Raw genomic sequence first — 19,994 nt, 5'->3', positions numbered from 1 at the left:
CACCTTTAATCTACTTTTATTAAAATAATTGAAATATTATCCGTTTCATTGCGAACTTTATTTAATTCAACTAATTCAATCGCTTTATTTTTCATTTGTTGCTCCGTCATTAACTTTTCTGGGGCAAAGGCTTGATAGATTTCCTCTTTAGAAATCATATGTCTAAAGCCGTCCGAACAAAGCATGAACACTGTATGTAATGTTGGTATTCCTGATATAAACTGTGGTTCTACAACTCGAGACGCCCCTAAACATTGTAAAAGTACATTTCTTCTCGGATCTTTTTCAGCTTGTTCTGGGGTTAAGTTTTTTCTTTGAACTTCTCTATTCACTAATGTTTGATCTTCTGTTAACAGTTCTAATTTGGAATCAATTTTATATACTCGTGTATCTCCAACGTGGCCAATTAAGAAAAAGTGTTCATCAATAATTAATAACCCCGAAAAAGTAGTACCAAGGTTAATATTTAACCTTTTTCCATATTCTCCGATTCGTTGGTTTTGCTCTTTTAAAAGTAAGTTCCATCTAGCTTGAATTTCATTCCAATTATGATTTTGTAAAAGTGGAGGTAGATCGTTGTCAAACCATTTGGAAAAGGCGGAAATAACCGTTGCACTTGCTAATTCGCCCTTTTCCAATCCACCCATCCCATCACAAACAACCGCTAATACGACTTTCCCAACAGAAGTTTGCGCTACTTTTAGTAAGAGACTATCTTGATTTGTTTGCTTCCTTATGCCTACATCAGTATGTAAAGCGGTCAATACTTGCATCTATTCTTCCACCTTTGTTTATATGGAAAATAAAAATTCTTCATTTCCAAATTTAAGATTTGTTCCTGCGAAAATTTCCATTTCACTTTCAGGCAAGATGGCCAATCCTTCAACAAAGGTTTTATTTGTAGAATGACAATCAACAATATAAAACCGATTGTTTCTACGAATGATTTTCGCATGGTATCGACTTATTGCCTTATTATCAGAAATGACAAAATCACATTGGGAAGGATCTTTTCCAATTTTAAACTCATCCCGATCAATAATGACTTTTTCTTGCGTACTTTTTCGTTGTAGGTAGGCAACTATATCTCGTTCTAGCTCTTCAGAACCTAAAACGGTTGTGCCTTCGAGTTCATCTGAGTTGCCTAATACGGTAGTTTCACTAAAGGTTTCGGTTGAGCTTTCTTCATTTAAAGACACGAATGTGTGAGCAACTGGTGGTACAACTTTCACTGGATGACCACAACTGATGCAAAATTTTGCACTAGGAACGAGACTAGTACCACATTCCATACAAAAGATTGTTTTTGGAGGCATTTCTTGGAGGCTCGTTACACTTTTGTTCGTCGTAAAAGCTTCCCGTTGCTTATTCAAATCCTTGTTTCGCTGAATAGGGTTATAAGCTATACTCACCGGCTCTTTCGGCACAGGTTTTTGAACTACTTTGTCTTCATTTACTAACTCCATTGATTTCCCCGAAATTTCAAAGAACATCCGCTCAAATCTTTGTAAAGAAAATGGTTGATTGTTTTTAAAAAACTCAAAATAGCGAGTCGTGTAGTCATGATTTTCCGTACTAGCTAATAAGCATTGATGTAAAAACTCTTGAAAAAATCCTTTTACTGATAAAGGGTTATGATTGTTTACTAATGGTAATAAAATTGCTTGCATTTCCATTGTTGTAGGGTTAATAAATACATAATCGAAATCCAACAATATGTTTTCAGGATTCGAGTGGATTTCTTCACTGCCCTTAATGATTTGGATTAACTCCTCAACAATTTTAAAAAATTGATGCTTCCAAATAATACGTTTTAAATAAATCTTTAATGGCAACATTTGATTTACTTCAAAAATCAATTGACTATATTTTTTCGTTATTTCATAACGACCCGCTATAAACTTTTGATGATGATTAATCATTTCTAATTGACGTTGATTAATATCTTCACTTTCAACGAGTTTAGCAGTTACTAAATAACCATTTGGAGTTTGTTTTAAATTTGTTATTGCCATTATAATTCTCCTTCAAATGAAAGATCTAAATCTTATTTGCTAGATCGATTGCTTTTTCTTGCGCTTTTTTATATTCGCTTGCTGTATATCTTAGTAAGTCTGCATAGGCTTGGAGCGACTTTTGATAAGACACAGTTGTTGAATCGGAATCATCCAATTCATTCCACTGTTTATAAAACTGATTGTAATCCTTACCTTGCCAAACTGTACCTAAAGAAACGACTTCTTGTGTTGCCTTTGCCATTTCACTTTTTTGTAATTTTATATAGCTTTCGATTTCTTTTGCAGCCGATTCGAAGTGATTGTAATTGACTGAGATTTTCCCCATTTTACTCCTCCACTACTTAAATAAGTTCGCTAAAGATTCGTTTGTATCTTCTGTTTGTTTATAGCCATCAGAGATTTGTTGATTTAATATCGTTGAAAAGTTTTGAACAACTTTAAATCGATTCGAATGGAAGTCATTTTTAATCGAATAAAATTTCGTAATAACCGCATCGGCTGCAGCACTTTCCCAATTGGAATTTAGCGACTTTATTTTTTGCTCCGCATCGGATATGCCGCTATGGATTGCCTTATTACAAGACGAGATATTGCTAGCAATTTTCTTTACTTTATCAACATCTACAATAATTTGTTCTGACATGGAGACCCTCCTAAATCATCGTTTTACCATTCAATAGCATTTCCAGCTTTCGTTGACGTTCCCGTTCTTTACGCTTTTCTTCTCTTCGTACTTCTTTTATATGATCTAGATGTTTAATAGAAGCTTCACATTCTTCTATAAAATCTTGTAGTTTACTTGAACATTGTTCGGCACCAATTCCTTTGAAATTACTACCGATACCACTAGCAATACTTTCAAGTTCATTAATGATGCTCCGTAATTCCGATTGCATTTGGCCTAAACTTCTACCCATGTATTGTTCACTCCTTATACACGACTTAAAATATTTTTTTCCGCTTTTTCAAAAGCATCGGCAGTGCCGTCTAAGTAGTTAATACACTGTTGCACTTTCCTTTGTGAAGGGAAATTATTCGCTTTAATAGCGCTTATTACCGCAGGAAGGGACTCACTAAAGATTAAGCTTGTCATATCACTATCTAATTCGGCTAATCGAGATTTTACCTTCGATAAACGATTTGCATAGTTTCTTAGTGAATTCGTATCTAATTGTATATAAGGTGTTGCAACTGCTTTTGTTATACCAAATAAATTTTGGAGAAATCCTCCTGCTTTATTGATAAAATCGATGGCGCTATCAATGACACTTGCAATTTGCTTTCCAGTCCACTGAACCGCTTCACCTATTTGATTAGCAATCCCTTTGATCATATTAATTGTAAACTCGGCGATTGTTTCAACTAAAACTACACCTATAAAAGCAATGGCTGCTCTTATCGCAATTTGAACGACACCAGCAATGATTGTTCCAACAGCTGCTAAAACTGCTGCAGGTCCAGCTACCAGTAAAGCTCCTCCTACAATGACAATAGCTCCTGCGATAAGCCCTTTGCCAAAATTCGTAAGCCCTTGATCGTTAAAAATTTTCTCTTTGGTCCAAATCGCCGCTACTAGCATTCCACCCAACGTATCTATTAATAGATTTTTAGATACAGTAGGCAATTTATCTACAAAACTAGTAACACTCGCCATTATGCTTTCTTTCTGTTCCTGTTTACCTATAACAAATTGATCTCCATTAAAATCTAAAGTGTCCGTTGAGTGCTCAGCAATTAACGACCCACTATCTTTCCCTTCTGTTTTTAATGTTTGTCTTTCCACTATAGGTATTAATATTGCCCCTACAATACTCCATTGATAATGTTCAACTTTACCGTTTTCCGCCAAATATTGAATGCGTTCTTGATGTTTTGCAATATAATCTGAAGAATAACCAGGTCCATCTAAGTTATAACCTGCAATGTTAAAATTATTTATCTTCTCATATTGTTCAGCCATAATGGCTGCGTGTACAGCAAGATTTCCACCTAACGAATGGCCTGCAAATTCTAACTCTCCGTACTTATCTAGATTTACTTTTTCGTTTAAGTTAGATAAAAAAACTTCTACTTGCTGCTGTTGCTTTGTTTGAATATCTGTTACTAATTTAAGGTCCGCTTCATACCAGTCATTTTTCGCATTCCCTAACTCTCCTGGATTTTCACTACCTCGGAAACCAGCTGTATATTCTTCCCCTGTATCGATTAAAACTCCGTAGAAGCCACTTTGTTCAGGTTCATTATGATTTTGCACATAGCTAACCTTCCAATCTTCGGCACCTATTTCTGTTAATCTATTTTTCACTCTAGTTAATTCTTCTATTTTTTCATCAGATAAAGTTTCACCTTTAAAATTTTTACCCTCACTAATCATTAAATTTATTTGATCCATGACGTTGTTAGATTCTTCAGCAGTTTCTTTTTTAAAATAAACAAGGTCTTGATAAGCGATATCTGTAACGATTTTTTTCTCGTAATCAGTTAAAGCCATTAATTAGTCCCTCCACCCAGGCTATTATTAATTTCTTCATCGGATTCTACGAAGCCATTTTCCGTTAATTCAACAAAAACTGTACTATCATAGTCATAACTTTCTAAATCAGAAGGGACTATATTGACTACTTTCGCTAAAGTTTCATTCACCTTTTTATATTCATCATCATTGAATAGCCAATACGTTGCAGAAATAGAAGGGCCATTAAACTGATTGTAGGATTGCTGTACAATCGTTTTTAACTTCTCCGCTGTAATGCTTTCATCATTTTTCATGACGATTTCTACATGAACATACTCGGATTTCGATTTTTCTAGATAGTCTTCAATCGTCATATCTTTCGTAATTTCAACAGATTGTTTTGGATGAATTCTTATCCACGAGGAAGCATCTAAGCCTTGACCTTCAATCGCTTTATTAAAAACCGATGCAAATTTATTCATTAAAAGCATATCTGGGTAATTTTCAACAATATTTTCAGAAGTATCCATTTCGGCAGTAAATAGAATGTTGGAATCTAATGCTTTTACATACGTCGTTACCGTATCATTGCTTTTCGTACCCCAGCGTTCCCCTATATATTGCACTTCAAAGGATTCATTGTATTTTTTTGATAATTTTTCCTCAATAACTTTAGCTGTTTTTTCATTTACATCACTGCACCCTAGCAAACTTAAGATGGAAATGCCCATTACAAATACGCCCACTTTCTTTAATAATTTCCTCATATCATATGCCTACTTTCATTAGAAATATTTAAACCTTCATTCCAATTATAAGGAAAAAGGTTAGAGCAAAATTGTGTGAATAATTTGCCACGATTATTTGTTTTTAAAAATAGATGTATTTCCTTGATTATTCGCAGCGAAACTAAAAATAATGTCTCTCTTTTTTGATTGAATATATGCTGTTAATGTATCATTATTTTTAGTACCGTAACGATTATCAAGGGTTGAAACTGTGATTTTTCGTACCACTTATAAAATAGAAGTGAAACGAATAAAACACCACCTTTGTTGTTTAGTTTGTAATTGTAAATCTACTTTATCTTGTTATTTTATACTCGATTTAAAATGTTTCTTTCCGCCCTTTCAAAAGCCTCTGCCGTACCGTCTAAGTAGTTGATACACTTTTGAATTTTTCTTTGAGACGGAAAATTATTTGCGCGAATCGCACTAATAACAGCAGGAAGTGACTCAGTAAAAATTAAACTTGTCATATCACTGTCTAACTCTGCCAAACGGGACTTCACTTTTTCTAAACGATCAGCGTAATTTCTTAATGAATTAGTATTTAAGTTGATATATGGGGTTGCTTTTGCCTCGTTATTTGTCCCTATGAATGAAGTAAATATTTTTTTAAGAGTATTACTTATTAATAAATTTACACTATTAATTACCTGCTTCAAGAAATTAACAGTTGCTTTTTTTAATGCTTTTCCAGTATTAATGAAATTTTGAATTGTTGAGGTTATTCTCTCTTTTAAGACTTCGGCACTTTTAGTTAATATATTTATGTAATTTTCTGTAATTTCTTTGGCAGTTTCATACGCTTTTATAATCCAAGTAACTGCATCTACTACACTCAATATACTTAAAACGACGCCTTTAAAATTTTCTTCTGCAAAATCAATACCTAAATTAACAGCTTTATTAATTGGATTTATCTCAATAATAAATTTAAAAATAGATGCTGTAAAAGAACCATATTTATCTTCAATTACATTATATATTTTTTCTTCTTTAAAATATTTATAACTAAATGTTAGTAAATCAGCATCTGCAATTAATTCAGATACACTATCCAGTAATTTACCAGTTAATAAATCCCTATTAAGTTCTATCTTCCCATCAAGTATGGGTTGAACAATATCTAATAACCCATATTCGATTATCCTTTGAAGATTATGAGAATCAATGGTATATAGTTGATTAGATATTGCATCAAAAAATTTCCCTAATTCCCCTTGTTCTACTTCTTTATTAAACTTTCCATCCTCATTTAAGATTAGTGATGGATTATGGTTTTGAGTAAAGTCTCTCCCTTCTTCAATTTCAATATAGATAGTTTTCCCTGCAATATTATTTAAAAGTGGATTTACATAATCTTCTTCAGCGCTAACTAAAGTCAAATATGGACGTATTTCATCTATTCTTTCTCGATTATTTTCTATTATCTCTTGTGAAACTCCAACTCCATCTAAAGAGAAAGCTGTAGAAACTCTATTGCTAAAAAGAGCAGTATAAAAAGCGTTATTACCACCTTTAGAATGACCAGAAGTATGAATACTGTTTCCATATCTTTCATCTAGTACATTATCAACATAATACAATGACATTTCCTGTACTAAAGTTTCTGGTAAATACAAAAGTTGTAAATTATCTTTCCATTCAAAACTTGATGAAGTACCTCTAAAAACAACATTTACATCTTCAGGATTTTCCACATTATCAACAAATGTTGCTACTCGCATCGGATAAAAATCTAATGAAGTATTAGCATTCTCAAGTTCAGGATATTTTTGACTAGGGTCTCGATACTCTACCATTGTATAATTCATTAATTGTTTATCATTTTTTATTATATTTTTTATTTTTATCCAATCATCCCTTGACATCATATTTGGACTTTCAAAATTTTTGAGATTAAGTTTTCTCTCCATATCCATCAAAATTCGTTCCATTGTCCAAGTGCCAGTTCCGGACTTAGGGAAATCCCAATAAATTAAATTATCTAATACTGCAATTTGTTCATAGGAAAGTTTTGTCATAACTATCAATCCTCAAAATTGGGAGTTTTTTCTACAGGTGTAGTTATAATTTTTTTTGACGAATCAATTGCAAATGTTTGTGATGCAACGACCGTTTCTAAATTCAATAATGTATTTAACGTTTTTGTTGGAACTATTTCACTTATATCGGTAGTAGTCGATAAAAATTGTACAGTTCCTATTATGTCGTGACTATCAAGTTCTAATGCTACTTCTTTAAATAAATCACTACTTTTTTCATAATCAATATTCTCTATAAAAATATAACTATCTATAGCAACCTCCCCTAAATTTATATAATCTTGAAAGTTCTTAATCTCCCCTTTGTAATCAATTGTTCGATCAAGAAATTCCACTTTTACACTTGCATTTGGTAATTTTGATTGAATTAAGGAGTAAATATATTCAGAAGCCTCATTTGACATATCTAACTGAAAGTAATCGTCTTTAAACGTTAAGCTATCTCCTTCTTCATAAATATAGACATGGAAATTCTCATCATATTTTGAAGAGTTTATTACAAAAGTGTGAAAGGGTTCTATTACCCCTCGTAAAGTTAAATTTTCCACTTTAAAAGTATCATCATATTTCTCCAAGTAATTTAATGTTTGTTCATTTAGATACTCTGCTTTTCCCTTTTGCCCACTGTTTGTAGTATTACTATCACCTGTATTTGAATTCATACACCCACTCACTCCCATTACAAAACAAATAGTTAATAAAACTTTTAATACATTTTTCATATTTAAGCTCCCGTTTTTGAAATTAAGTGCTTTTAATACTTCGCTTAATTCATATCGTTCAAAAATTTATATAAAGTATATCCAATTATTTTCAACTTCAACTAAAGACGATGGTTATCCCATCGTCTTTAGATTTGTCATGCATGCTAAGTATTATTTAAATGCGTCAGCTAAGTTTGTGTTTGCTGATTCTGTTTCAAAGTAACCTTGATCTACGTTCGTACGTAGGAATGTTACATATTGATTTAAGATGTCTTCGTATGTTTGGAAATATTGATTTGAAAAGCTGTTATAAGAATCGATTGTTGCTTGAGAAGCTTCCCCTTCCCAAGTATTCCCTAAGTTTAAAATCGTTTTTTTACTGTTTTCTAATTCTTCACGTAAACGTTTATTTAACGTTTCGATTGTTGATGCAATTTGATTTACCTGTCCAGTATCAACGCGAATATGTCCTGCCATAAAAAATCATCCTCTCTATTAATTCGTTAATTTTTGTACAGAAGAAATGTTTGCTTGTTGGCGTTGCTCATAGTTTTGTTGTTGCGTTTTTAATGCTTGGCTAGCTTGCTCTAGGTGAGTAGCCATTGCTTTTAAATCTTCTGAGAAGCCAGTAATTTGGTTAACGAAGGCCATGTTGTCCTCCCCTTCCCATGCTTGCCCCATTGTACTTGCTTGTTGTAAAAGCTGAGTATAAATATCAGTATAAGTACCTGCAAGTTCTGAGAATTTTGATGATGCTTGGCCTAGTTCCTCTGGTGTAACGCGAATACGTTTGCTCATTCTTTTCGTCTCCCTTCAATTCATAATAAATTTATATCAACATTAGCTTCGAGCCGTTTTGAATACCGAGCTCTGAAACTGTCATGTTAATATTGAAAATAATACTTGTTTCAAAATCACATAAAATGGTTTCATTGTTTGCTTTAAATGTTCCTCCAGATAAATCAGTGATTAAAGCACTCACAACAGGTAGCACTTCACTTAATCTACTTTCCAAAGGTAGATACACATCAAAGCTTCTATTCGATGCAGGTAGAAAGATTTCAACTAACACTTTGTTCATCAAATTCTTCCTCCTTTATCGGATTTAACAATTTCACTTTTGTCGCTTTCCCATTTCGTACAACATATCCAAACTCATCTGTCATATCAATATCAGCACGCATTTCGGCATTTACATTTTTAATTTCCAATTTAAATTGATCGGTAATGCCCGAACCAACCCAAATGGCATCCGTTAAGCTGACATTTTGTTTAAACCATTGTTCAAACGTTATGCTTGATAAGTTTTTCGATTGTTCTACTAGAATAATCGTAATATTATATTTAACATTACCTTTTTCAAGGATAAGCTCTAGTTTTTTAGCATCTTCACCCGTTAACTGGGATTTTAATGCTGTGACAGATTGAATCATATAAACCCTTTGTTCAAATGGTTCAATCTCTGTTCCAGATTCTAAGGCGTCTTTATACGTATTATTGCGGTATAAGACTAAACTAAATAATTCATTAATCGCTTGTTTACAAGCTTCTAATGATTCGTGGCGTATAATATGAGGCGAATCCATCACCTCTAATTCACGCTTGAAATCTATTACTTCAATTGGAAGAGTTGTTTTTTGGCCGATAAATTGGGCCAGCTCTTTCCCAAATATATTTGAACCTTCTCCATTTGAAAGAACAAGGTTAATATAAAATTTATTAAATGGATAGTGGGCTACATTTAATGATGATTTTTCAACACCCACTGGCAGATTTAATGCATTTTCAGCTGAAAGATAATTAGATAAAAATTCGATATCTACATTCTTCGGTAAGATCGGGATTCGTTTTGCCCCCGGTTTACCCCATGCCTTCTGAGCTTCATTACACATATTGACGATAAATGGATAAGGAATATCCTCTTCCGTTATATGCGCTACTTGGAACTCATACACTTTATCTAATTTAATTAACCCGCGCCCTTTATGTTTCGATGGAACTAATCCACCCGTTTTTCCTACAATCATTGTGTAGTCGTTTTCGTCATTCAACTGTAAAGCAATTTGTTGCTTAAAGTTTTGTAACAATCTAAACCTTACAGAGTTTGCACTTAAAGCCGTAAGAACAAAGTAAATACCATATTTCGTTCCTTCACGAGATAAATAGGCAACCGCCTCTTCCTTCTCTTCAAATAATTCCGTGAAGGCGGAGAAGTTATTAATTGCTACAACGATGGAAGGAACCATATTGCCTGTTAGACGAATATAGGAAGCTTGATCTCCACCATAGTCAGCAAACATTTTTTTACGATTCGATACTTCTAATTTCAACATGCGGAATAAATTACTTACCTTCTCGCCTTCATGGGCGTATATAACATCTCCAACATGTGGTGCCGATTCAAAGGCACGTAAAGTTTCAGAAGCAAAGTCTAATAAATAAATATTCACTTCATCCGGTGTATGTTCCTTCATTAACGATGTAACCATCGTATTTAAAAATGTTGTTTTCCCACTTCCTGCAGCACCATAAACGACTACATTTCCTTCTTGAGTTAAAGGAAGACGCAATACATCTTGCTTTTGATTTTCAGGATCATCGTATTCCCCAATAAGCGGATTTAATGCAATTGATGATTTTGGAAGTGGATACTTTTCCATTAAAGCATCTAATAAAATCATGCTTGGAATTGGCTCTAACCAAAGTTGACGAATTTTAATCTTTTCTTCATCTGCAATTTTATTTAAATATTGGGTAATGACGTCTAATTGTTTTTTCGGATTGCTATTTAATGCTTTCTTCTTATCGTATTTTCCTTCACGTAACGGTCTTCCGTTACGATCAATTACGACGATACTATTATCTTTTTCAACTACAATTTTGTCAGATGGATAGTAGGGAGCTCCTGCCCAAGCAGATTGGCCCAATTCAAACAGCTCATTATAACCTACTTGTAAGTAGAATCGACCAGTATCTTTTAATTCAGCAGCTTCCGGACGTTTCAACATATCCATACTATCTGCTTTATCTTGAACCTTCAGGCTGACACGGAATCTACTGTTACTCCAAATTTGATCATCTACGACACCGCTTGGCTTTTGGGTTGCTAATATTAAATGCACCCCTAAACTACGACCGATACGTGCCGCACTGACAAGTTGTGCCATAAACTCAGGCTGTTGGGTTTTTAACTCAGCAAATTCATCTGAAATGATGAATAAATGTTGTAACGGTTCATTTACAACACCTTCACGATAAAGACGTTGATATTTATAAATATCGATATTACTCTCGCCTACTTGTTTACTTGCTTGTGCAAATATCGCTTGGCGTCTTTTTAATTCACTTTCAATCGATACGAGGGAGCGTTTAATAGCCGCCCCATCTAAGTTCGTTATAATACCTGCTGTATGAGGTAAGTTTTCGAAGGATTTTGCCATACCGCCTCCTTTATAATCGATTAAAATAAAGGCCACTTCATTTGGATGGTAATTCACAGCAAGAGATAATATATACGAAATTATAAATTCACTCTTACCTGACCCGGTCATTCCGGCAACTAAACCATGAGGGCCATGGAATTTCTCATGTAAATCCAACATAAATGTTTCGCCTAAAGTGTCTACCCCGATTTCAGCTTGTAAAGATTTTGTCGGGTCATTTTCTTTCCAGCGAGTTAATGAATTCAAATGTTCTACTTTCCCAACACCGAATAGTTCGAGGAATGTAATGACTTTCGGTAAATTAAATCGTCCATCGGAAATATCTAAAGGAATATTCGCTAATTGGATACTTAATTTTTCAACATCTGCCTTTACATCAATATCCGGTTCGAATTCTACAACTTTTCCTGAAATATCATTTTTATCGAATAAATAACCTTTATTATTTTTCAGTTCGACTACTTTTGTACATTCCTTTGGTAAATGTTTCAACTCATCATAGAATGTAACAACGCTCATCATTATTTGCCTTTTCTCTTCAAATAACTGCTTGAACATTTCACCGCGTTTGGCAAGTTCTTTACTCATAGAGAAAATGACGTAATAAGGTTTAACTTCTTCGATTTCTGAATCGTTTGCTTGTTTACGATATTCGATTTCCTTCTCTAAATAAGCAGATAGTTCTTTCATTTCATTTTTATCACAAGCGATAAAACGGAAAGAACGCTCGTTATTCCAAACGTGGGGAAGCCATTTTGTAAATTTAAATATTTCTTCCTCATCTTTCTCGTAAACAAATACCATTTTCAGCTCATCGTAACTATATAAGGATGCTAATTGGAAAATAAGTCCTTTTGCAAACTCAATACTTCTTTCACGTTCTCCAATGACACCAGCAAAGCGATCTTCATATAATGAAATGGTTTTAGGGACATTCTCTAAAATTTTTGGTTCTTCACATAACGTATAAAGTTCTTCTTGTAAATTATCATCTTCGATTGAGAACTTTTTCTCTGCAAATTTAATTTCCGCATTTAACTCTTCTTGTCCTAAACCAACTCTTAATTTTAAGAAGTCATCTTGTCCAAAATCTCGTTCCCATAAATTACGGCCTCTATTTTCAATACGGCCAATACAATCGTCTACTGTCACGATATTCTCATGTAAAATCGCCGACTGCCGATCACATTCATCTTTAAAAATCGTAGCGAAATGATCCAAATATTTTTTATATTTTTCTTGACGTTTCTTTTCTTTTTTCCGTCTACGTTTTGCATCATATTTTTTTGAAAGAATTGGCCATAAAATCGTACCGATTAACATACTACAGGACATAATGATTGCTGGAGTGGCAGCTGCAATATTACCATTTGCCATCGCATTGTTAATGGCAAAAAGGGCCGTTGCCATTGAAGCCATACCCATCGTTACGGATGGTCCGATGACGAGCATAATCGGCATTTCTTCACCAATCGCATTTGGAGGAGGAGAATCTACTTTAAATACTGGTTTTTCAATGTCCCGTTTGAATCGTGGAGAACGATAAAAATAATCGGGTTCAATGTTTTCTACTTCCTCATCTTCTTCATTGATTTCCTCTATCTCTTGCGGCTCAAAGCGCTGTAATAAAGGAGATTTAATATGTAAGCTTCCATCTGGATTATTACAAGCAATAAAACAACTTCCTACAATAATTTTAAAACCCATTACGTATATTAAGTCGCCAAAGTTTAAATCTTTTTCTGAAACCCGTTCCCCGTTTACATACGTACCATTCGTACTATTTAAATCCTTAATACGCCACTGATCCTTATGCAAGCTGAGTTTGAAATGTGACCCGGATACAAAACGATTATCTAACACAAAGTCATTTTGTTCAGAACGACCAAATGTAATTTCCATGTCACGATCCACTAATAATTTCGTGAACTCTTGACGGTCTAATGTATTTGGTTCAGTAAAAATAAAAGTTTTATCTGTATCTTCTTTGACACTTAGATTGTAAATACTTAATGGACTTAAAATCGTATTTTTAATTCGGCTGCCTTTTGAATCTAAAATAGAATAGTTTTTATTTGATTTTAATATCCATTCTTGTTTAGAAGATGCTTCTATACTGATTAGTTCTTTCGTATTTGCATTATCATATATCCAATATTGACCTGTAACTTTTTCAGGCAAAATAGTAGAAGAAATACTCTTTTTACTTAGCAATGTGACGATCACTTTTATTTAACCTCCTGAAAAAGTTTTATATTACTGAAAAATAAGTTTTTTTACCAATTATTACTCATTTTTTTGGTATTTATTTCAAAACCCATTATCTACTATTTCCTATTAAAGGTAAATGACCCTTACCTACCAATTATTAATTCAAAGAAGGACCATTTAACTATAAAAAAAATGAGCATTTACCTTTTATATACAGGTAAATACTCATTATTACATCCAAATATTTCTAGTTTATACGTTCAATTTTAACGGAACATTAGGGTGTGCTAATTCATACCCACATGCAACGATGGCACTTTCCGCAAGGACAATAAGAGAATCAATGTAACGATTACTTAGCTTTAGTTCTTTATTTACTATTGATAGCTCTGTACAACCTAATATGATTTTATCGCAGTTCATTTGAAGCATTGCTTGCTCGATTACTTGCCATTGGGAAATCGAAACTTCTTTGCCTGCCTTCACATAGTCATATATAACTGACATGACTTGCTGCTGAATCATGCCATTTGGAATAACAGGTTCAATATGCTGTTCCATTAAAGCCCTTTGATAAACACCTGATGTTAATGTGCCATCTGTGGCTAAAATCCCAACTCGTTTTGCTCCTAACGTTGCAGCTCTTTTCGCCGTCTCGCGTATCATATGTAATACCGGGACGGGGGAAGCCATCTGCAATTCATCATAAAAACTATGGGCTGTATTACAAGGAATACAAATTAAATCTGCTCCAGCATTAGCAAGCTTTTTAGCATCGTTTATTAAATAAGGAACTGGATTATCCTTTGTTTGATCTAAAATATATGCTGTACGATCTGGAATCGAAGTATCATTATCGATAATAGTATGGACATGTTCTTGATCTTTTGATGCCTTCGTACGGCGAACAATCATTTCGCCTATAAACATAGTTGCTAACGGTCCGACACCACCAATAATACCTAATGTTTTTCTCATTCTTCCAAACCTTTTTTGTTAAAGTATTTTTTATATTTACGGAAATAATTTAAATTATTTAACGTTAGTTTAACCCAACGTTTCGGATTCATGTCTTCTTTATAAAACAATGAGTTTGTCCATTTTCCTTGGCGAATTAAACTTTTTGCTTCAATTTTCATCTTTTCATTGGAAGCGTATTTAAATAATACGCCTTTTGGAATAATCATCCATAAATGTTTGTTGTCCGCATATGTTAACTCTTGCTTAATGTTTAACATATAATCATCTGCAACATATTTCATTAAGTTATAGCCAGCTGCTGTAACAAAATAACTTGAGCGTCCGTTACGCAAATTAATTTCAAATAGCTTGTACTCACCGTCACGCACGTCATATTTCATATCGAAGTTAGCAAAACCTGTGTACCCGATATCTTCTAAAAAGAAACGAACTTTGTCCATTAATTTTTCATCGAATGTAGTAATGATTGCCGCATAACTACCGATTCCTTCAGGTGAGTGCTCTTCCAAAATTGGATTTCCAAGGCACATTAATTTAACTTTGCCGTCTTTTCCAACATACGCATTTAATACACGCATATAAGAATCATCACCAGGAATGAATTCTTGTACAATCATTGTATCTTGATAAGAAGAACTGTAAATTGCTTTTAAAATAGCCGTTTTTTCTTCTTCATTATTTGCCACAAACACTTTCTTTTTCCCTGGGAATTTACATGCCCAATAAGCTACTGAGTTGGATGCCTTTAAAATAATTGGATATTCAAAAGGTGGCGTGAAGTTTTCATAGTTATCAGCAGTAACCGTTGTTGTACCAGGATATTTAAAATCATATTTTTCACACATTTTATAAAAGTTTTCTTTTAATAAAATTTGATCCATTAACGATTCATCTATATATGGCACCGTGAAATATTTTTCAAGTTCTGGCTTATTTTTAATAATTAACTTCGCATAATCATCGCCACAAGCGAGTAATAACAATTTCTTATCAGGAAATTGCTTTGCTACTTTTTCAAGGGCAGGAACAAATACATCCTGTTCATTTAATTTATCAATTTGTTGAAAGTTTAAAATGCGACTATCTTGGGTCGCTGTTAAATGGGAGCGCCCTAATACGAGCGGCTTTAATCCATAAGCCTCGTAAAATGCTCGCGCCATGCCATAAGCGTTCATGTCAGAACCTAATAATATTGGTAAAAATGGTTGTTCCATTATGTTTCAGCTCACTTTAGTTGTTTTAGTAGTTAAAAATAAAATTGATCGATGTAATTGAATGAAATTTGACTTACTGAGAAACGGTAAATTTTACAGTCATGTCAGTATAAAAAATAGTTTATCACATTTTAGAAATATGTTAATAAGGATACGTAACTAAAATTGCCTTTCCCGTAAATTTTCCCATTAATAAAAGTGCTAGTCGTTTTTTCACTAGCACTTCAAACGATTATACCGCTTCAATCACTAACGCAATTCCTTGTCCGCCGCCAATACAAAGACTAGCAACAGCATACTTCCCACCACGTCGTTTGAGTTCATAAGCTGCGGCTAAAATGATTCGTGTACCACTCGCTCCAACTGGATGTCCTAATGCTAAAGCGCCACCGTTTACGTTTGTTATGTCGCGATTTAATCCGAGTTCTTTTTCTACAGCTAAGTACTGGGCTGCAAAGGCTTCGTTTACTTCGACTAAATGTATATCATGTAGCGCTAAGTTAGCCCGTTGTAGAGCCAGTTTTATTGCAGGGACTGGACCAATCCCCATAATGGAAGGATCAACTCCCGCAACTCCCCAAGAAACAATACGTGCTATAGGTTGTAGGTCATTTTCTTTTATAGCTTTTCCACTTGCAACTACAATAGATGCCGCACCATCATTTATACCTGACGAATTACCAGCAGTAACTGTTCCATCCTTTTTAAATGCAGGGCGAAGGGTCGATAAGCTTTCTATATTTGTGTTGTCTTTTATATGTTGATCGATTTCAATGGAAATTTCACTTTTCTTTAACTGGACAGTGAAAGGTACGATTTCTTCTTTAAAATAGCCCGATTCCCGCGCACGGGATGCTCTTTTATGCGATAGAAGGGCAAATTCATCTTGTTCTTCACGAGATATGTTATACATTTCAGCTAGTTTTTCTGCAGTCATCCCCATACCCGATCCAGTATATTGATCCGTTAATGTAGCTTGTAGCATATCAACAAATTGTAAGTTCCCCATTTTTGATCCATTGAATCGTTGCTCAAAATTCGCATAAGGAGATTGGGACATGTTTTCAGTTCCACCAGCAAGGATAATATTCCCTTCCTCTAATAAAATATGTTGAGCTGCTGTCACAATCGATTGCATCCCTGAACCACATAAACGGTTTAACGTTAATGCAGGAACTTCCTTTGGAACACCTGCTTTTAACCCTATATGCCGTGCTAAGTAGGAGGCATTTACATTGGATGCAATGACACTCCCATAGATGACATGGTCGATTTGTTCCGGTCGAACATTGGATCTTTTCAATGCTTCTACTGCAGTGGATGTGCCAAGTTCCACTGCATCTACTTTAGAAAAGGAACCGCCAAAGGATGTAAAAGCAGTACGTGCACCATCTACTATATAAACATTTTCCATCTATTTCCCTCCCTTATAAATGAGTTACTTTACTTTGTTGCGGTCTTAACGTATGTTTCAATACTTTCCCCGATGCATTACGAGGTAATTGATCTAAAAATTCAACTTCAATCGGCACTTTATATTTTGCCAGCTGTGTACTACAGTATGTTACGATTTCTTCTTCAGAAACGGTGTGACCCTCTTTCAATACAACAAACGCTTTCGGTACTTCCCCATATACTTCGTGGGGTACACCAACAATGGCCGCCTCTAACACTTGTGGAATTTGATATAATACTTCCTCCACTTCGATTGGGTAAATATTTTCACCACCGCGAATGATCATATCTTTCTTTCGGTCGACAATATATAAAAAACCTTCCTCATCGAAACGACCTAAATCACCCGAATAAAGCCAATCATTTTTAATCGTATTCGATGTCTCTTCCGGATTATGAAGGTAACCTTTCATCACTTGGGGACCTTTTACACAAATTTCTCCTACCTCACCTACTGCCACTTCTTCTCCAAAAGAATCCACAATTTTAATTTGTGTACGGGTTAACGGTTTGCCAACAGAACCAATTTTCTCTAATGCATATTCATCTGTTAATGATGAAGCGGCTGGCGAATTTTCCGTTTGTCCATATAAATTTTGAACTTTCACTAGAGGGAAAGTGTCTTTTAACCGTTTTACTAGCTCATAGGGCATCGGCGCTGCTCCATAGCAAAACAATCGTAAATGTTCAAAATGATAATTTGTTAACTCTGGCATATTTAATAAAATCGTGTACATCGCTGGAACACCAAAGAAAATAGTAGCCTCTGTTTCAACTAACTTTTTCAATGTACGACTTGGTGAAAAGGCTTCTTCAATTACCACTGCACCACCTTTAAACATTGTTGGTACAGCAAATACATGACTTCCTGCACAATGGAAAAGAGGGGTACAAATATACATCCGATCATCTTTTGTCATGTTCATCGATTCAGACCAAATAGCTGCTGTTTCATACACATTCTGATGGGAAAGCATGACTCCTTTTGGCTTCCCAGTCGTACCCGACGTATACATAACGACTGAAGTATCATTTCCTTGTAATGAAACAGGCTCATATTGAACAGAGTCAGCTTGAATTATTTCACGTATTTTGGATAAATTGATTTTTTCTTTAAAGTTATAAGTAGAATCTTTAATTGTCTCTTCCATTTTTTCATCAAAAATAAGTACCTTTGCTTCTGAATGCATAAAAATATATTCTACTTCAGGAGGTGCAAGCTTTGTATTAATTGGCATAATTGTCAATCCTGCAAGCTGTACCCCATAATAAACAGCCATAAACAAGTCCGAATTAAGCATAAATTGCGCAACGATGTCTCCTTTTTTATATCCTTGCTGTTGCATGTAACCCGCTATTTTCTGCGAATTATTTAATAGCTCCCGATATGTCCATCGATTCCCTTCAAATTCAATTGCCCATGCATCTGGCCTATCCATCGCATGTTGTGCTAATACCTCCGTAATAAACATTCCCATTCCCCCTGTTATCATTTGTGAACAACCGAATATCCCCTAATCCATACTTTTGTTACTTCAATATTTCCTTTGCAATAATCCCCTTCATAATTTCTGTCGTCCCAGCATAAATCGCTGCTACTGGAATATCTCTAAATCGTCTAGCAATCTCATATTCTTCCATATAACCATAACCCCCATGAAGTTGAAGACATTCGGCAGCAACTTTTTTTGCCATTTCACTGATCCACCATTTCGCCATTGAAACTTCCTTTACTAATTTTTCTCCTGCGATATGTTTTGCTACTAATGTATGATGTAGTTCCGTCCAATATCAATTTCCGTAGCCATTTCCGCTAATTTAAATTGTGTATTTTGAAAATCGGCAATTGAACGGTTAAAGGCCTTTCGAGATTTGACATATTCCTTCGTAATGCGGAACATTTCCTCTGCTTCCACTTGCACTTCGATGGCTACTAGCAGACGTTCCTGTTGTAATTTGTCCATTAAATAGTAAAACCCTTTTCCTTCTTCCCCGAGCAAGTTTTCAGCAGGGACTTTTGCATCTTCGAAAATAAGTTCACCTGTATCTGATGAATGCATTCCGATCTTGTTTAACTTTTTTCCCCGTTTAAATCCAGGCGTGTCTTTTTCTACAACGATTAAACTAATCCCTCTGTGAGATGGATTAACGTTTGGATTCGTTTTGCAAACAACGACGACGAAATCAGCATTAATTCCATTTGTAATAAATGTTTTTTCGCCATTTAATATATAAAAATCTCCTTCCAGATAAGCCGTCGTTTGAATACCTGCTAAATCAGAGCCTGCTCCTGGCTCAGTCATCGCAATAGCAGAAATGAACTCTCCTGTTATACTTTTTGGTAGCCACCTTTTCTTTTGTTCCTCCGTTCCGTATTGTTCAATATACGGAATGACGATATCTGAATGGAGGACAATGCCACTAGCAAGCCCTGCTCCTACCCGTTCTAACTCTTCTGCTAAAATCATAGAATAACCAAAATCAAGGCCTAATCCACTATACGTTTCACTTACCATCGGACATAAATATCCCTGTTCCCCTAACTTTGACCAAAAGGCTCTCGGTACTTCCCTCTTACGTTCCCATTCCTCGAAATATGGATAAGCTTCTTTTTCTAACATTTTTCTCAAGGTTCGCCGGAACATATTATGTTCTTCTGAAAAGAAATCCCCTGACATCTCTA

General features: G+C 34.6%; 17 protein-coding genes and 1 pseudogene. All 18 read right to left on the bottom strand.

Going from position 1 to position 19,994, the window contains the following annotated elements; translation table 11 throughout:
• Positions 1 to 5: 5 nt before the first annotated feature.
• The 18 genes and pseudogenes from EC501_RS06805 to EC501_RS06720 all read right to left on the bottom strand — a co-directional run bounded on the left by EC501_RS06805 (position 6) and on the right by EC501_RS06720 (position 19,989).
• Positions 6 to 773, bottom strand: a complete 768-nt coding sequence (locus EC501_RS06805; protein ID WP_122971542.1) for a PP2C family protein-serine/threonine phosphatase — start codon at positions 771 to 773, stop codon at positions 6 to 8.
• 18 nt (positions 774 to 791) lie between these two features.
• Positions 792 to 2,015, bottom strand: a complete 1,224-nt coding sequence (locus EC501_RS06800; RefSeq protein ID WP_122971541.1) for an FHA domain-containing protein — start codon at positions 2,013 to 2,015, stop codon at positions 792 to 794.
• A 25-nt stretch (positions 2,016 to 2,040) separates the two neighbouring features.
• Positions 2,041 to 2,343, bottom strand: coding sequence for a WXG100 family type VII secretion target (locus EC501_RS06795; RefSeq protein WP_122971540.1), 303 nt, complete (start codon positions 2,341 to 2,343; stop codon positions 2,041 to 2,043).
• A 12-nt stretch (positions 2,344 to 2,355) separates the two neighbouring features.
• A complete protein-coding gene (locus tag EC501_RS06790) occupies positions 2,356 to 2,661 on the bottom strand; it encodes a WXG100 family type VII secretion target (RefSeq protein ID WP_122971539.1) in 306 nt (101 codons plus the stop codon).
• Positions 2,662 to 2,671: 10 nt separating this feature from the next.
• Positions 2,672 to 2,935, bottom strand: coding sequence for a hypothetical protein (locus EC501_RS06785; protein WP_122971538.1), 264 nt, complete (start codon positions 2,933 to 2,935; stop codon positions 2,672 to 2,674).
• 14 nt (positions 2,936 to 2,949) lie between these two features.
• Entirely contained in the window at positions 2,950 to 4,509 is a 1,560-nt protein-coding gene (locus EC501_RS06780; RefSeq protein ID WP_122971537.1) for an Mbeg1-like protein, read from the bottom strand.
• Positions 4,509 to 5,240, bottom strand: coding sequence for a hypothetical protein (locus EC501_RS06775; protein WP_122971536.1), 732 nt, complete (start codon positions 5,238 to 5,240; stop codon positions 4,509 to 4,511). The genes EC501_RS06780 and EC501_RS06775 overlap by 1 nt, the downstream gene beginning before the upstream one ends.
• Before the next feature lie 329 nt (positions 5,241 to 5,569).
• Positions 5,570 to 7,282 carry an Mbeg1-like protein gene (locus tag EC501_RS06770; RefSeq protein WP_122971535.1) on the bottom strand — a complete coding sequence of 571 codons (1,713 nt, stop codon included), beginning with the start codon at positions 7,280 to 7,282 and terminating at the stop codon, positions 5,570 to 5,572.
• Positions 7,283 to 7,287: 5 nt separating this feature from the next.
• Complete coding sequence (locus EC501_RS06765; RefSeq protein ID WP_122971534.1) at positions 7,288 to 8,025, bottom strand: hypothetical protein; 738 nt, start codon at positions 8,023 to 8,025, stop codon at positions 7,288 to 7,290.
• 153 nt (positions 8,026 to 8,178) lie between these two features.
• Positions 8,179 to 8,484 carry a WXG100 family type VII secretion target gene (locus tag EC501_RS06760; protein WP_122971533.1) on the bottom strand — a complete coding sequence of 102 codons (306 nt, stop codon included), beginning with the start codon at positions 8,482 to 8,484 and terminating at the stop codon, positions 8,179 to 8,181.
• An 18-nt stretch (positions 8,485 to 8,502) separates the two neighbouring features.
• Complete coding sequence (locus tag EC501_RS06755) at positions 8,503 to 8,805, bottom strand: WXG100 family type VII secretion target (RefSeq protein WP_122971532.1); 303 nt, start codon at positions 8,803 to 8,805, stop codon at positions 8,503 to 8,505.
• Positions 8,806 to 8,836: 31 nt separating this feature from the next.
• The gene (locus EC501_RS06750; RefSeq protein WP_122971531.1) at positions 8,837 to 9,088 is read right to left on the bottom strand and encodes a ubiquitin family protein; all 252 of its coding nucleotides are present in this window, start codon (positions 9,086 to 9,088) and stop codon (positions 8,837 to 8,839) included.
• A complete protein-coding gene (essC, locus tag EC501_RS06745; protein ID WP_122971530.1) occupies positions 9,069 to 13,676 on the bottom strand; it encodes a type VII secretion protein EssC in 4,608 nt (1,535 codons plus the stop codon). The genes EC501_RS06750 and essC overlap by 20 nt, the downstream gene beginning before the upstream one ends.
• A gap of 237 nt (positions 13,677 to 13,913) precedes the next feature.
• The gene (gene cuyB / locus EC501_RS06740; RefSeq protein WP_122971529.1) at positions 13,914 to 14,639 is read right to left on the bottom strand and encodes a cysteate racemase; all 726 of its coding nucleotides are present in this window, start codon (positions 14,637 to 14,639) and stop codon (positions 13,914 to 13,916) included.
• Positions 14,636 to 15,856: a carboxylate--amine ligase gene (locus EC501_RS06735; protein WP_122971528.1), complete on the bottom strand. Its 1,221-nt coding sequence runs from the start codon at positions 15,854 to 15,856 to the stop codon at positions 14,636 to 14,638. The genes cuyB and EC501_RS06735 overlap by 4 nt, the downstream gene beginning before the upstream one ends.
• A gap of 232 nt (positions 15,857 to 16,088) precedes the next feature.
• A complete protein-coding gene (locus EC501_RS06730) occupies positions 16,089 to 17,270 on the bottom strand; it encodes an acetyl-CoA C-acetyltransferase (protein ID WP_122971527.1) in 1,182 nt (393 codons plus the stop codon).
• A gap of 13 nt (positions 17,271 to 17,283) precedes the next feature.
• Entirely contained in the window at positions 17,284 to 18,789 is a 1,506-nt protein-coding gene (locus EC501_RS06725) for a class I adenylate-forming enzyme family protein (RefSeq protein ID WP_122971526.1), read from the bottom strand.
• A gap of 52 nt (positions 18,790 to 18,841) precedes the next feature.
• Positions 18,842 to 19,989 (bottom strand): annotated as a pseudogene (locus EC501_RS06720) (acyl-CoA dehydrogenase family protein).
• Positions 19,990 to 19,994 lie beyond the last annotated feature (5 nt).

It is taken from the genome of Lysinibacillus halotolerans, assembly GCF_003711845.1.
Taxonomy (GTDB): Bacteria; Bacillota; Bacilli; order Bacillales_A; family Planococcaceae; genus Ureibacillus; species Ureibacillus halotolerans.
This window is presented reverse-complemented; position numbering and strand designations above follow the sequence as displayed.